This is a genomic window from Pseudomonas sp. B21-040 (genome assembly GCF_024748695.1).
GTDB lineage: Bacteria > Pseudomonadota > Gammaproteobacteria > Pseudomonadales > Pseudomonadaceae > Aquipseudomonas.
In genome coordinates this window covers 6,739,502-6,753,303 of the sequence record NZ_CP087176.1, presented here as the reverse complement: position 1 = coordinate 6,753,303, position 13,802 = coordinate 6,739,502, and the positions used below count along the sequence as shown (strand labels likewise).

15 protein-coding genes are annotated in these 13,802 nt (G+C 55.6%); all 15 read left to right on the top strand.

Going from position 1 to position 13,802, the window contains the following annotated elements:
* Positions 1–567 precede the first annotated feature (567 nt).
* The 15 genes from rpmH (at position 568) to atpA (ending at position 13,760) form a co-directional block, all read left to right on the top strand.
* Positions 568–702: a 50S ribosomal protein L34 gene (gene rpmH, locus LOY55_RS30975; RefSeq protein WP_003213577.1), complete on the top strand. Its 135-nt coding sequence runs from the start codon at positions 568–570 to the stop codon at positions 700–702.
* 16 nt (positions 703–718) lie between these two features.
* Positions 719–1,120, top strand: coding sequence for a ribonuclease P protein component (gene rnpA / locus LOY55_RS30970; RefSeq protein WP_027926203.1), 402 nt, complete (start codon positions 719–721; stop codon positions 1,118–1,120).
* Entirely contained in the window at positions 1,113–1,358 is a 246-nt protein-coding gene (gene yidD / locus LOY55_RS30965; protein WP_077430980.1) for a membrane protein insertion efficiency factor YidD, read from the top strand. Before rnpA ends, yidD begins: the two co-directional genes overlap by 8 nt.
* Before the next feature lie 2 nt (positions 1,359–1,360).
* The gene (gene yidC / locus LOY55_RS30960; RefSeq protein WP_109786866.1) at positions 1,361–3,046 is read left to right on the top strand and encodes a membrane protein insertase YidC; all 1,686 of its coding nucleotides are present in this window, start codon (positions 1,361–1,363) and stop codon (positions 3,044–3,046) included.
* A 79-nt stretch (positions 3,047–3,125) separates the two neighbouring features.
* A complete protein-coding gene (mnmE, locus tag LOY55_RS30955; RefSeq protein WP_109786865.1) occupies positions 3,126–4,496 on the top strand; it encodes a tRNA uridine-5-carboxymethylaminomethyl(34) synthesis GTPase MnmE in 1,371 nt (456 codons plus the stop codon).
* Positions 4,497–5,047: 551 nt separating this feature from the next.
* Positions 5,048–6,946, top strand: a complete 1,899-nt coding sequence (gene mnmG, locus LOY55_RS30950; protein WP_109786864.1) for a tRNA uridine-5-carboxymethylaminomethyl(34) synthesis enzyme MnmG — start codon at positions 5,048–5,050, stop codon at positions 6,944–6,946.
* Positions 6,943–7,587: a 16S rRNA (guanine(527)-N(7))-methyltransferase RsmG gene (rsmG, locus tag LOY55_RS30945; protein WP_046030911.1), complete on the top strand. Its 645-nt coding sequence runs from the start codon at positions 6,943–6,945 to the stop codon at positions 7,585–7,587. Before mnmG ends, rsmG begins: the two co-directional genes overlap by 4 nt.
* 18 nt (positions 7,588–7,605) lie before the next feature.
* A complete protein-coding gene (locus LOY55_RS30940) occupies positions 7,606–8,403 on the top strand; it encodes a ParA family protein (RefSeq protein ID WP_046030909.1) in 798 nt (265 codons plus the stop codon).
* A 9-nt stretch (positions 8,404–8,412) separates the two neighbouring features.
* Positions 8,413–9,285, top strand: coding sequence for a ParB/RepB/Spo0J family partition protein (locus tag LOY55_RS30935; protein ID WP_008027541.1), 873 nt, complete (start codon positions 8,413–8,415; stop codon positions 9,283–9,285).
* A gap of 148 nt (positions 9,286–9,433) precedes the next feature.
* Complete coding sequence (locus LOY55_RS30930; RefSeq protein WP_095110158.1) at positions 9,434–9,841, top strand: F0F1 ATP synthase subunit I; 408 nt, start codon at positions 9,434–9,436, stop codon at positions 9,839–9,841.
* A 16-nt stretch (positions 9,842–9,857) separates the two neighbouring features.
* On the top strand, positions 9,858–10,727 hold the full coding sequence (gene atpB / locus LOY55_RS30925) for a F0F1 ATP synthase subunit A (RefSeq protein ID WP_046030903.1): 870 nt from the start codon (positions 9,858–9,860) through the stop codon (positions 10,725–10,727).
* A 133-nt stretch (positions 10,728–10,860) separates the two neighbouring features.
* Positions 10,861–11,118 carry a F0F1 ATP synthase subunit C gene (gene atpE, locus LOY55_RS30920; RefSeq protein WP_002555987.1) on the top strand — a complete coding sequence of 86 codons (258 nt, stop codon included), beginning with the start codon at positions 10,861–10,863 and terminating at the stop codon, positions 11,116–11,118.
* A 56-nt stretch (positions 11,119–11,174) separates the two neighbouring features.
* Positions 11,175–11,645 (top strand): F0F1 ATP synthase subunit B, encoded by a 471-nt coding sequence (locus LOY55_RS30915; RefSeq protein WP_046030898.1) that lies wholly within the window; start codon positions 11,175–11,177, stop codon positions 11,643–11,645.
* Positions 11,646–11,657: 12 nt separating this feature from the next.
* On the top strand, positions 11,658–12,194 hold the full coding sequence (locus LOY55_RS30910) for a F0F1 ATP synthase subunit delta (RefSeq protein ID WP_109786862.1): 537 nt from the start codon (positions 11,658–11,660) through the stop codon (positions 12,192–12,194).
* 21 nt (positions 12,195–12,215) lie between these two features.
* Positions 12,216–13,760 carry a F0F1 ATP synthase subunit alpha gene (atpA, locus tag LOY55_RS30905; protein WP_109786861.1) on the top strand — a complete coding sequence of 515 codons (1,545 nt, stop codon included), beginning with the start codon at positions 12,216–12,218 and terminating at the stop codon, positions 13,758–13,760.
* Positions 13,761–13,802 lie beyond the last annotated feature (42 nt).

Below are 13,802 nucleotides of genomic sequence, written 5' to 3'. Positions count from 1 at the left end.
GGATATCCCCTAAGTTGAAAGCCGGTGAGGCAAAAACAAGCCGCCATTGTAACGACCAGACGCCCACTTATCCACATGCAGGTTGCGCACAGGGCATGAATTATCAACGCGTTAACCGACAAAAAGCAGACCAATGGTCTGTGCATAAGCTCTGTGGATAACCGGTCCTGAGGGCATTGGACAAGTGGGGGCGAAACTCGGTGGATAACAAGCCTGTGGATAACAAGCCCTTTCACACACAGCTTATCCGACAGCGCAGCACAGGCTTACCACCGTTTTCCACCGTAGTTGTCATTCTCTGTACATCACGGATTAGAGGGCTTAAAGCTAGTTATCCACAGATGATCGCCACCCTAGCTTTTATAAGCTTTACAGAAAAGCTTTAAATAATTCCCTTCTTTATTCTTATATCTAGCGAATGACCATCGATGAACAAAACGCCTGGAGATCTATTTATAGGGAAACGCTGGTTGGAAATTGACCTAGAGGCTTGCTTTCTCTAGAATCCCCGGTCTCTTAAAACGGGGGCCATTCCGGCCCGTTGTGGACGAACCAGGTAACACGACAATGAAACGTACTTTCCAACCAAGCACTATCAAACGCGCTCGTACCCACGGTTTCCGTGCTCGCATGGCTACCAAGAACGGCCGTGCCGTTCTGTCGCGTCGTCGCGCCAAAGGTCGTGCGCGTCTGGCAGTTTGATAAGCCGGCACTGGAGGTGAGTCAGGACTTCAGTCGGGAAAAGCGTCTGCTTACTCCCCGGCATTTCAAGGCAGTCTTTGACTCCCCTACCGGCAAGGTTCCGGGGAAAAATCTCCTGCTCCTTGCGCGCAACAACGATCTTGATCACCCCCGTCTCGGGTTGGTTATCGGGAAAAAGAGCGTAAAGCTCTCCGTTGAGCGCAATCGCCTCAAACGTCTGATGCGCGAATCGTTCCGTCTGCACCAGGATTCACTGGTCGGCTGGGACATCGTTATCGTCGCGCGCAAAGGTTTGGGTGATGTAGAAAACCCCGAATTGATTCAGCATTTCGGCAAACTCTGGAAGCGTCTGGCACGCAGCACGCCAGTACCAGCAGTCAAAACCGAAACTGTAGGGGTAGACAGTCCCGATGCGTAAACTGGCACTCGTTCCGATCCAGTTTTATCGCTATGCCATTAGTCCCCTGATGGCCAACCACTGTCGCTTCTACCCCAGTTGTTCCTGCTACGCGTTAGAGGCCATAGAAAATCATGGTCTTCTGCGCGGTGGCTGGCTGGCCTTTCGTCGTTTAGGTCGCTGTCATCCGTGGAATCCCGGTGGTTATGACCCGGTTCCACCTATCCCTACCTCCCGTTCTTCTTCGATGGCCGAGTAATCATGGATATCAAACGCACGATCCTGATCGTCGCCCTGGCAATCGTGTCCTACGTTATGGTTCTTAAATGGAACCAGGACTATGGCCAGGCTGCCCTGCCGACTCAGAATGTTGCTTCCAGTACGACCGCACCGGGCCTACCGGATACGGCTACTGGCAATAATGCTTCTGTCAGTGACGACATTCCACGCGCTGCAAGCGATACCAGTGCCACTGCACCTGCTGAAACACCAGTAGCTGCAAGCAAAGACCTCATCCAGATCAAAACGGATGTGCTCAACCTGGCTATCGATCCACAAGGTGGTGATGTTGCCCAGCTGACGCTGCCGCTGTATCCACGTCGCCAGGACCATCCGGAAATTCCGTTCCAGTTGTTCGATAACGGCAATGAGCGGACTTATCTGGCTCAAAGCGGTTTGATTGGCACTGATGGGCCGGACGCAAGTCCTGCCGGTCGTCCGGTTTATTCCTCGGAGAAGAAGGTTTATCAACTGGCTGACGGTCAGGACCAATTGGTCGTAGACCTGAAGTTCAGCAAGGATGGCGTCAACTACATCAAGCGTTTCACCCTGAAACGTGGCCTGTATGACGTAACCGTCTCCTACTTGATCGACAACGAAAGCGCCAAGCCTTGGTCGGGTGCGATGTTCGCCCAACTGAAGCGTGACGCCAGCTCCGATCCTTCTTCCAGCACTGCCACCGGCACCGCGACTTACCTGGGCGCCGCCCTGTGGACAAGTAACGAGCCGTACAAGAAAGTGTCGATGAAGGACATGGACAAGGCTCAGCTGAAAGAAACCGTCAACGGTGGTTGGGTTGCCTGGTTGCAACACTACTTCGTGACCGCGTGGATTCCGGCGAAGGGCGAAAACAATGTCGTCCAGACCCGTAAAGACAGCAAAGGCAACTACATCATCGGCTATACCGCCCCGGCAATGACTGTTGCGCCAGGTGCGAAAGCTGAAGTCAGCGCTGTTCTGTACGCCGGCCCGAAAAGCCAGGCTGTGCTGAAAGAGTTGTCCCCAGGTCTGGAACTGACCGTCGACTACGGCATTCTGTGGTTCATTGCCCAGCCTATCTTCTGGCTGCTGCAACATATCCACGCCATTGTCGGTAACTGGGGCTGGTCGATCATTTTCCTGACCATGCTGATCAAGGGTTTGTTCTTCCCTCTGTCGGCCGCCAGCTACAAATCCATGGCGCGCATGCGTGCAGTGGCACCGAAACTGGCTGCGCTGAAAGAGCAACATGGCGATGACCGGCAGAAAATGTCGCAAGCCATGATGGAGCTGTACAAGAAAGAGAAGATCAATCCGCTGGGTGGTTGCTTGCCAATCCTCGTGCAGATGCCGGTTTTCCTTTCGCTGTACTGGGTTCTGCTGGAAAGCGTTGAAATGCGCCAAGCGCCGTTCATGCTGTGGATTACTGACCTGTCGATCAAGGACCCGTTCTTCATTCTGCCGATCATCATGGGTGCAACCATGTTTATCCAGCAGCAGTTGAACCCAACACCTCCGGATCCGATGCAGGCCAAGGTGATGAAGCTGATGCCAATCATCTTCACCTTCTTCTTCCTGTGGTTCCCGGCTGGTCTGGTGCTGTACTGGGTAGTGAACAACTGCCTGTCCATCACTCAACAGTGGTACATCACTCGTAAAATCGAACGGGCTACCAAAGCAGCCGCTTGATTTACACTGTGGATAACCACTCAAAACGCCCCCTAGTGGGGCGTTTTGCTATCTGTCACTTTTGTCTGGATACCGGTTTATGAGCGTTCCTCGTGAAACCATCGCAGCCGTCGCCACCGCTCAAGGTCGCGGTGGCGTGGGCATCGTCCGTATTTCCGGACCGTTGGCGAGCCTTGCGGCCAAGGCCATCAGCGGTCGGGAATTGAAACCCCGGTTTGCCCATTACGGCCCGTTCCTCAGTGCAAACGAAGAGGTGCTGGACGAAGGCATTGCGCTGTATTTCCCGGGACCGAACTCCTTCACCGGCGAAGACGTGCTGGAACTGCAGGGCCATGGCGGGCCGATTGTTCTCGATATGTTGCTCAAGCGTTGCCTGGAATTGGGCTGTCGTCTCGCTCGTCCCGGTGAATTCAGCGAGCGCGCGTTCCTCAATGACAAACTCGACCTGGCTCAGGCTGAAGCCATCGCCGACTTGATCGAGGCGAGTTCTGCACAAGCAGCGCGAAACGCCCTTCGATCCTTGCAAGGCGCATTTTCCCAGCGTGTACATAACCTCACCGAGCAACTGATAGGCCTGCGCATCTATGTCGAGGCCGCCATCGACTTTCCAGAGGAGGAAATCGACTTCCTTGCTGACGGTCATGTATTGGCCATGCTCGACAAAGTACGCAATGAATTATCCACAGTGCTCCATGAAGCAGGGCAAGGCGCCTTGCTTCGAGATGGGATGACGGTGGTGATTGCCGGTCGGCCAAATGCCGGTAAATCCAGTCTGTTGAATGCTCTGGCGGGTCGAGAAGCCGCGATCGTGACCGAGATTGCCGGCACAACCCGGGACATTCTTCGTGAACATATCCACATTGATGGCATGCCGCTGCACGTGGTCGATACCGCTGGTCTGCGAGATACCGATGATCAGGTCGAAAAAATCGGCGTCGAACGCGCGTTGAAAGCCATCGGCGAAGCGGATCGTGTGTTGTTGGTGGTCGATGCTACGGCACCGGAAGCGCTTGATCCGTTCGCGCTGTGGCCCGAGTTTCTGGAAGTGCGTCCCGATCCCGCCAACGTCACGCTGATTCGTAACAAGGCGGATCTGACGGGCGAAGCCATTGCCCTGGAAGTCAGCGAAGATGGCCACGTCACCATCAGCCTGAGTGCCAAATCTGCTGGTGATGGCCTGGAATTACTGCGCGACCACCTCAAGGCCTGCATGGGTTACGAGCAAACGTCGGAAAGCAGCTTCAGTGCCCGCAGGCGTCACCTCGAGGCACTTCGTCATGCCAGCGCGTCCCTTGAGCATGGCCGCGCACAATTGACCCTGGCAGGTGCTGGCGAGTTGCTGGCCGAAGATTTGCGTCAGGCACAGCACTCTCTTGGTGAAATCACCGGTGCATTCAGCTCCGATGACCTGTTGGGACGAATCTTTTCCAGCTTCTGCATCGGCAAATAGTCCTTCCGTTGTCCACAGACAGGCTATTCGTGCCTGTCTGTTCCCTCCCTTTTCAACAATCTTCGCTGAGTGCCGAGCAGATTCTTTCTGCTTGAGCGGTTTTCCCGCGCCCCGAATTCACTCGATCGAGCCTTTTCTGTGGATTAAGCCCTGTGAATAACTGCCACTGAGGGCAGTTGATAACAGGGCCTCAAAACTGAAGATAACCGCCCCTGTGGATAACCACCTCTTTCATCCACAGGCTTACACCGGTTATCCAAGGGCCTCATTGGCACATGACCACAGGGTTTTGAATCTCTGTACATATTGAATATAAAGGCCTGTAGAGATCTATCCACAGAAAGGTGCCTCAGTAGAAATAAACATAAAAACAAAGATTTAATAAATTTCTTTCTTTTTAATTTCTATAACCCCGACTTCTCCACAGCTGGTTAAATTTTGTGCAGAGGGTTCTTTAGGGAGGGCGAAGTCCCTATACTTGTCGACCAGGTCCAGAAACCTGAGCTCAAACTATTCCTGAATTACCTACTTAAGCAGGCACGAGGTGCGTGGTGGATTTCCCTTCCCGTTTTGAAGTGATCGTCATCGGCGGCGGTCATGCCGGTACCGAGGCAGCACTGGCCTCAGCACGTATGGGGGCAAAAACCCTGTTGCTGACGCATAACGTGGAAACCCTCGGCGCAATGAGTTGCAACCCTGCCATCGGCGGGATCGGCAAAAGCCACCTGGTCAAGGAAATCGACGCCCTCGGCGGCGCGATGGCCATGGCGACAGACAAGGGTGGTATTCAGTTTCGCGTGTTGAACAGCCGTAAAGGCCCGGCCGTGCGAGCTACTCGTGCTCAGGCAGACCGGGTTCTCTACAAAGCCGCTGTCCGCGAAGCACTGGAAAACCAGCCGAACCTGTGGATATTTCAGCAGGCAGCTGACGACCTGATCGTTGAACAGGACCAGGTACGCGGTGTTGTCACCCAAATGGGCCTGCGTTTCTTCGCCGATTCAGTGGTGTTGACCACTGGCACCTTCCTGGGTGGACTTATCCACATCGGTTTGCAGAATTTTTCCGGCGGTCGCGCCGGTGATCCGCCATCGATCGCGCTGGCTCACCGTCTGCGTGAACTGCCATTGCGTGTGGGTCGTTTGAAAACCGGTACTCCGCCGCGTATCGATGGCCGGTCTGTGGATTTCTCGGTGATGTCCGAACAACCGGGTGATACGCCGATCCCGGTGATGTCGTTCATGGGCAACAAGGAACAGCATCCACAGCAGGTCAGCTGCTGGATTACCCACACGAATGCGCGCACACACGAAATCATTGCCGCGAACCTCGACCGTTCGCCGATGTATTCCGCTGCCGGTGAGATCGAAGGCATCGGCCCGCGTTATTGCCCATCGATCGAAGACAAGATTCACCGCTTTGCCGACAAGGAAAGCCATCAGGTCTTCATCGAGCCGGAAGGCTTGACCACCCACGAGCTGTATCCAAACGGGATATCCACATCCCTGCCGTTCGATGTGCAGTTGCAGATCGTGCAATCGATCCGTGGCATGGAAAACGCCCACATCGTGCGTCCGGGTTACGCCATCGAATATGACTACTTTGATCCGCGCGACCTGAAATACAGCCTGGAAACCAAAGTGATTGGCGGGCTGTTTTTTGCCGGTCAAATCAACGGCACCACCGGTTACGAAGAAGCCGGCGCCCAGGGTTTGCTGGCCGGGGCCAACGCCGCACTGCGTGCAAAGGGCAAAGAAGCCTGGTGCCCGCGACGCGACGAGGCGTACATCGGCGTGTTGGTCGACGACCTGATTACGCTCGGTACTCAAGAACCGTACCGGATGTTCACTTCACGTGCCGAGTACCGCCTGATCCTGCGCGAAGACAACGCGGACCTGCGCTTGACCGAAAAAGGTCGCGAATTGGGTCTGGTCGATGACGCGCGTTGGGCGGCGTTCTGCAAGAAGCGCGAAAGCATCGACCTGGAAGAGCAACGCCTGAAAAGTACCTGGGTTCGCCCGGGCACCGAGCAAGGCGATGCAATTTCCGAGAAGTTCGGCACGCCGCTGACCCACGAATACAACTTGCTCAATCTGCTGAGCCGTCCGGAAATCGACTACGCTGGTCTGATCGCCGTGACCGGTGGCGGCGCAGAAGATCCACAAGTCGCCGAGCAGGTCGAAATCAAGACCAAATACGCCGGTTACATCGATCGCCAGCAGGATGAAATCGCACGGCTGCGGGCCAGCGAAGACACAAAACTGCCTGTGGATATCGATTACACGAATATTTCCGGTCTCTCCAAAGAGATCCAGAGCAAGCTCGGTGCGACCCGTCCAGAGACTTTGGGCCAGGCGTCGCGTATCCCGGGTGTGACGCCGGCAGCGATTTCGCTGTTGATGATTCATTTGAAAAAACGCGGCGCGGGCCGTCAGTTGGAGCAAAGCGCTTGAGTTCGTTGGTCACCTCGCAACACGCAGAAGAGTTATCCACAGGTGCTCGCCAGCTCGGTGTCACGCTGACAGAAACCCAGCATGCCCAGCTGCTGGGTTATCTGGCCCTGTTGATCAAATGGAACAAGGCTTACAACCTGACCGCCGTGCGCGATCCGGACGAAATGGTTTCCCGTCATTTGCTTGATAGTTTGAGCGTGATGTCGTTCGTCGAAAACGGTCGCTGGCTGGACGTTGGCAGCGGTGGCGGCATGCCGGGCATTCCGTTGGCTATCCTGTTCCCAGAGTCCCAAGTGACCTGTCTCGACAGCAATGGCAAGAAAACCCGCTTCCTGACTCAGGTCAAACTCGAACTCAAACTGGATAACCTGCAAGTTATCCACAGTCGCGTCGAAGCCTTCCAGCCTGCCCAGCCATTCAACGGGATCATTTCCCGGGCGTTCAGCAGCATGGAAAACTTCAGCAACTGGACTCGCCACCTCGGCGACGCCGATACACGCTGGCTGGCAATGAAGGGCGTTCATCCGGCCGATGAGCTGGTAGCATTGCCGGCAGACTTCCACCTCGATAGCGAACACGCCCTGGCCGTACCTGGTTGCCAAGGCCAACGCCATCTGCTGATACTGCGCCGCACGGCATGATTGGGAACACAAGCAAGAATGGCTAAGGTATTCGCGATAGCGAACCAAAAGGGTGGTGTGGGTAAAACCACCACCTGCATCAACCTCGCAGCTTCCCTGGTCGCTACCAAGCGTCGGGTGCTGCTGATCGATCTCGATCCACAGGGCAACGCCACCATGGGTAGCGGTGTGGATAAACACGGCCTGGAAAACTCGGTCTACGACCTGCTGATCGGCGAATGCGACCTGGCCCAGGCCATGCATTTCTCCGAGCACGGTGGTTACCAGTTGTTGCCGGCCAACCGCGACCTGACGGCAGCCGAAGTGGTTCTGCTGGAAATGCAGATGAAGGAAAGCCGCCTGCGCAGTGCGTTGGCGCCGATCCGTGAAAACTACGATTACATTTTGATCGACTGCCCGCCGTCGTTGTCGATGCTCACATTGAACGCACTGGTTGCCGCCGATGGGGTGATTATCCCCATGCAGTGCGAGTACTTTGCGCTCGAAGGTCTGAGCGACCTTGTGGATAACATCAAGCGCATTGCGGAATTGCTGAACCCGAACCTGAAAGTCGAAGGGCTGTTGCGCACCATGTACGACCCACGCCTGAGCCTGATGAACGACGTATCTGCCCAGCTCAAGGAACACTTCGGCGAGCAGCTCTACGACACTGTGATTCCGCGCAACATTCGCCTGGCCGAAGCGCCTAGTTATGGCATGCCGGCGTTGGCGTACGACAAGACATCGCGGGGTGCCATTGCCTACCTGGCACTGGCGGGCGAAATGGTTCGCCGTCAACGCAAAAACTCACGCACCACCGCTGCTCAGGCAACTTAAGGAATCCCCATGGCCGTCAAGAAACGAGGTCTCGGACGTGGACTGGATGCACTGCTGAGTGGTCCGACTGTCAGCTCGCTTGAAGAACAAGCGGTACAAGCTGATCAGCGTGAGCTGCAGCATCTGCCTCTGGACCTGATCCAGCGGGGCAAATACCAACCGCGTCGGGACATGGATCCGCAGGCGCTGGAAGAATTGGCGCAATCGATCAAGGCCCAAGGTGTGATGCAGCCGATCGTGGTTCGCCCGATTGGCAGCGGTCGCTTCGAAATCATCGCCGGTGAACGCCGCTGGCGTGCAAGCCAGCAGGCGGGCCAGGAAACCATCCCGGCGATGGTTCGCGATGTTCCGGATGAAACGGCCATTGCGATGGCGCTGATCGAGAACATCCAGCGTGAAGACCTCAATCCGATCGAAGAAGCCGTGGCGTTGCAGCGTTTGCAGCAGGAATTCCAGCTGACTCAACAGCAAGTTGCCGAGGCCGTGGGCAAATCCCGCGTAACTGTGGCCAACCTGCTACGCTTGATCGCGTTGCCGGAAGTTATCAAAACCATGCTGTCACACGGCGACCTGGAAATGGGTCACGCACGTGCTTTGCTCGGTTTACCGGAGAATCAACAGGTAGAAGGGGCGCGACATGTTGTCGCACGGGGGCTGACTGTGCGCCAAACTGAAGCACTGGTTCGCCAGTGGTTGAGTGGCAAACAGGAGCCTGCCGAACCGGTAAAACCGGACCCGGATATAGCCCGACTCGAGCAGCGCCTGGCTGAACGCCTAGGCTCTGCGGTGCAGATTCGCCACGGTAAGAAGGGGAAAGGGCAGTTGGTCATTGGTTACAACTCCCTCGACGAATTACAAGGTGTGCTCGCACACATTCGTTGAAACATTTCCTCATGTAGCGTGCAGTCGGAAATCACTACCTGACAGTTGAATAGGGGCCGAACCGCCCCTATACTCTGCGCGCATTTTGTCGGCACAAATTATGCCAAGTTATTGATTTCTGGCAGCCGACCATTGGAGAGTAAACGTGATGGAAACCCGCACGCCAAACCGCTTGCCGTTCCATCGCCTGGCAGTTTTTCCGGTGTTAATGGCTCAATTTGTCGTTCTGCTGATCGCTGCTTTGGCGCTTTGGCAATGGCGTGGAGTCGTTGCCGGGTACTCGGGACTTTGCGGAGGCCTGATAGCCTTGCTTCCCAATGTTTATTTCGCTCACAGGGCATTTCGGTTTTCCGGCGCCCGAGCAGCTCAAGCCATCGTCCGGTCATTTTATGCCGGTGAGGCGGGCAAACTGATTTTGACGGCAGTGCTGTTTGCGCTGACGTTTGCAGGTGTGAAGCCATTGGCGCCGCTAGCTGTATTCGGCGTCTTCGTGTTGACCCAACTGGTCAGCTGGTTCGCGCCCCTGCTGATGAGAACAAGACTTTCGAGACCTTAGGGCGTTTGAGGCAACCATGGCAGAAACAACCGCTTCGGGCTATATCCAGCACCACTTGCAAAACCTGACTTTCGGTCAGCACCCAACTGGCGGGTGGGGTTTTGCCCACACCGCAGCAGAAGCCAAAGAAATGGGCTTCTGGGCTTTCCACGTCGATACTCTCGGCTGGTCGGTCGCGTTGGGTTTGATCTTCGTTCTTCTTTTCCGCATGGCGGCAAAGAAAGCGACTTCCGGTCAGCCTGGTGCTTTGCAGAACTTCGTTGAAGTATTGGTCGAATTCGTCGATGGCAGCGTGAAAGACAGCTTCCATGGCCGTAGCCCGGTGATTGCACCGTTGGCACTGACCATCTTCGTCTGGGTGTTCATGATGAACGCCGTCGACCTGATCCCGGTCGACTGGATTCCTCAACTGGCCATCCTGATCACCGGCGACCATCACATTCCGTTCCGCGCCGTGTCGACCACTGACCCGAACGCAACGCTGGGCATGGCCCTGTCGGTGTTCGCGCTGATCATTTTCTACAGCATCAAGGTCAAGGGCATTGGCGGCTTCGTCGGCGAACTGACCCTGCACCCGTTCGGCAGCAAGAACATCTTCGTTCAAGCCCTGCTGATTCCGGTGAACTTCCTGCTGGAGTTCGTGACACTGGTTGCCAAGCCAATCTCCTTGGCACTGCGTCTGTTCGGCAACATGTACGCCGGCGAACTGGTCTTCATTCTGATTGCTGTGATGTTCGGCAGCGGTCTGCTCTGGCTTAGCGGCCTGGGCGTTGTTCTGCAGTGGGCGTGGGCAGTGTTCCACATCCTGATCATCACCCTGCAGGCGTTTATCTTCATGATGCTGACCATCGTTTACTTGTCGATGGCGCACGAAGAGAACCATTAAGACCAGTTTCGACTAGTCTGATGTCCCACTCGGTAAAACGAGTGGGTGCCCGAACAGGGCTATGAAACGATTTGTTTTACCGCTTTAAAATCTAAAAAACCTAAACCATACGACGTAAAAGTCGGGAGGAAAGATGGAAACTGTAGTTGGTCTAACCGCTATCGCTGTTGCACTGTTGATCGGCCTGGGCGCACTGGGTACCGCAATTGGTTTCGGCCTGTTGGGTGGCAAGTTCCTGGAAGGCGCAGCGCGTCAGCCAGAGATGGTTCCAATGCTGCAAGTTAAAATGTTCATCGTTGCCGGTCTGCTCGACGCCGTAACCATGATCGGTGTTGGTATCGCTCTGTTCTTCACCTTCGCGAACCCATTCGTTGGTCAACTCGCTGGCTAATTACTCGAACCTTCGAGTAATTGGTGTGATGTGTAACGAACGAGCGAGGTGTTGGCGTGAACATTAATGCAACCCTGATTGGCCAGTCCGTTGCGTTCTTCATTTTTGTGCTGTTCTGCATGAAGTTCGTGTGGCCTCCGGTCATCGCGGCTTTGCACGAACGTCAGAAGAAGATCGCGGATGGACTGGACGCTGCCGCCCGAGCAGCTCGCGACCTGGAATTGGCCCACGACAAAGTGGGTCAACAACTGCGCGAAGCTAAAGCTCAGGCAGCCGAAATCATTGAGCAGGCCAAGAAACGCGGTAATCAGATCGTTGAAGAGGCTGTTGAAAAAGCCCGTATCGACGCTGACCGTGTGAAGGTTCAGGCTCAGGCCGAGATCGAGCAGGAACTGAACAGTGTCAAAGACGCGCTGCGTGCCCAATTGGGTGCTCTGGCCGTTGGCGGCGCCGAGAAGATCCTGGGTGCCACAATCGATCAAAACGCGCACGCGGAGCTGGTAAACAAACTGGCTGCTGAAATTTAAGCGAGGGCGATCATGGCAGAATTGACCACGTTGGCCCGACCTTACGCTAAGGCAGCCTTCGAGCACGCCCAGGCCCACCAGCAACTGGCCTCTTGGTCAGCCATGCTCGGCCTGGCTGCAGCAGTGTCGCAAGACGACACTATGCAGCGCGTGCTCAAGGCCCCGCGACTGACGAGCGCAGACAAGGCCGCCACGTTTATTGACGTGTGCGGCGACAAGTTTGATGTCAAGGCACAGAACTTCATTCACGTCGTTGCCGAAAACGACCGTCTCCCGCTGTTGCCGGAGATCGCCGCTCTGTTTGACCTGTACAAGGCCGAACAAGAGAAGTCGGTAGACGTTGAAGTGACCAGTGCTTTTGCATTGAACCAAGAACAGCAAGACAAACTCGCCAAGGTTCTCAGTGCACGACTCAACCGGGAAGTGCGCCTGCAAGTCGAGGAAGACAAATCCCTTATTGGGGGCATTGTCATCCGCGCCGGCGACCTGGTTATCGATGGCTCGGTTCGCGGCAAACTCGCGAGCCTTGCCGAAGCATTGAAATCTTGAGTTTGAAGGGGCAGCAGAGCAATGCAGCAACTCAATCCTTCCGAAATAAGTGAAATTATCAAGGGCCGCATCGACAAGCTCGATGTGACCTCCCAAGCCCGTAACGAAGGCACTGTCGTCAGCGTATCTGACGGTATCGTGCGGATTCACGGTCTGGCCGACGTAATGTACGGCGAGATGATCGAGTTTCCGGGCGGCGTCTTCGGTATGGCTCTCAACCTGGAGCAAGACTCCGTAGGTGCCGTTGTATTGGGCGCATACCAGTCTCTGGCTGAAGGCATGAGCGCCAAGTGCACTGGCCGCATCCTCGAAGTTCCGGTTGGTAAGGAACTGCTGGGTCGCGTAGTCGACGCACTGGGTAACCCGATTGATGGCAAAGGTCCACTGAACAACACCTTGACCGACGCGGTCGAGAAAGTTGCTCCAGGCGTGATCTGGCGTAAGTCGGTAGACCAGCCTGTACAGACTGGCTACAAGGCTGTCGATGCCATGATCCCTGTCGGCCGTGGCCAGCGTGAGCTGATCATCGGTGACCGTCAGATCGGTAAAACCGCTCTGGCGATCGACGCGATCATCAATCAGAAAGACAGCGGCATTTTCTGCGTCTATGTAGCCATCGGTCAGAAACAATCGACCATCGCTAACATTGTTCGCAAGCTGGAAGAAAACGGCGCACTGGCTAACACGATCATCGTGGCAGCGAGCGCTTCGGAATCTGCAGCACTGCAATACCTGGCACCTTATGCCGGTTGCACCATGGGTGAATTCTTCCGCGACCGCGGTGAAGACGCGCTGATCGTTTATGACGATCTGTCCAAGCAAGCAGTGGCTTATCGCCAGATTTCCCTGCTGCTGCGCCGTCCACCAGGCCGTGAAGCTTACCCAGGCGACGTGTTCTATCTCCACTCCCGTCTGCTGGAGCGCGCATCCCGCGTTTCGGAAGAATACGTTGAGAAGTTCACCAACGGCGCAGTGACCGGCAAAACCGGTTCCCTGACCGCACTGCCGATCATCGAAACCCAGGCTGGCGACGTTTCCGCGTTCGTTCCGACCAACGTGATTTCCATCACTGACGGTCAGATCTTCCTGGAATCGGCCATTTTCAACTCCGGGATCCGTCCCGCTGTGAACGCCGGTGTTTCGGTATCCCGTGTGGGTGGTGCCGCTCAGACCAAGATCATCAAGAAGCTCTCCGGTGGTATCCGTACCGCTCTGGCTCAGTACCGTGAACTGGCGGCATTCGCCCAGTTTGCATCTGACCTGGACGAAGCGACCCGTAAGCAACTTGACCATGGTCAGCGCGTTACCGAGCTGATGAAGCAGAAGCAATACGCACCAATGTCGATTGCTGACATGGCGCTGTCGCTGTATGCCGCTGAGCGTGGGTTCCTGACTGACGTCGCAATCGCCAAGATCGGTAGCTTTGAACAAGCGCTGATTTCCTTCTTCAACCGCGATCACGCCGATTTGATGGCGAAGATCAACGTGAAGGGCGACTTCAACGACGAAATCGATGCTGGCATGAAAGCCGGTATCGAGAAGTTTAAGGCGACCCAAACCTGGTAAGCCGCAGCGGGAGCCGCAAGGCTCCCGCTTGCTAACCTGATA

What these genes read in the sequence shown, in the direction of transcription:
- rpmH (WP_003213577.1), top strand. Translation starts at nt 568, where the DNA reads ATGAAACGTACTTTCCAACCAAGCACTATCAAACGCGCTCGTACCCAC.
- yidD (WP_077430980.1), top strand. Translation starts at nt 1,113, where the DNA reads ATGCGTAAACTGGCACTCGTTCCGATCCAGTTTTATCGCTATGCCATT.
- yidC (WP_109786866.1), top strand. Translation starts at nt 1,361, where the DNA reads ATGGATATCAAACGCACGATCCTGATCGTCGCCCTGGCAATCGTGTCC.
- mnmE (WP_109786865.1), top strand. Translation starts at nt 3,126, where the DNA reads ATGAGCGTTCCTCGTGAAACCATCGCAGCCGTCGCCACCGCTCAAGGT.
- LOY55_RS30940 (WP_046030909.1), top strand. Translation starts at nt 7,606, where the DNA reads ATGGCTAAGGTATTCGCGATAGCGAACCAAAAGGGTGGTGTGGGTAAA.
- LOY55_RS30935 (WP_008027541.1), top strand. Translation starts at nt 8,413, where the DNA reads ATGGCCGTCAAGAAACGAGGTCTCGGACGTGGACTGGATGCACTGCTG.
- LOY55_RS30930 (WP_095110158.1), top strand. Translation starts at nt 9,434, where the DNA reads ATGGAAACCCGCACGCCAAACCGCTTGCCGTTCCATCGCCTGGCAGTT.
- atpB (WP_046030903.1), top strand. Translation starts at nt 9,858, where the DNA reads ATGGCAGAAACAACCGCTTCGGGCTATATCCAGCACCACTTGCAAAAC.
- atpE (WP_002555987.1), top strand. Translation starts at nt 10,861, where the DNA reads ATGGAAACTGTAGTTGGTCTAACCGCTATCGCTGTTGCACTGTTGATC.
- LOY55_RS30910 (WP_109786862.1), top strand. Translation starts at nt 11,658, where the DNA reads ATGGCAGAATTGACCACGTTGGCCCGACCTTACGCTAAGGCAGCCTTC.
- atpA (WP_109786861.1), top strand. Translation starts at nt 12,216, where the DNA reads ATGCAGCAACTCAATCCTTCCGAAATAAGTGAAATTATCAAGGGCCGC.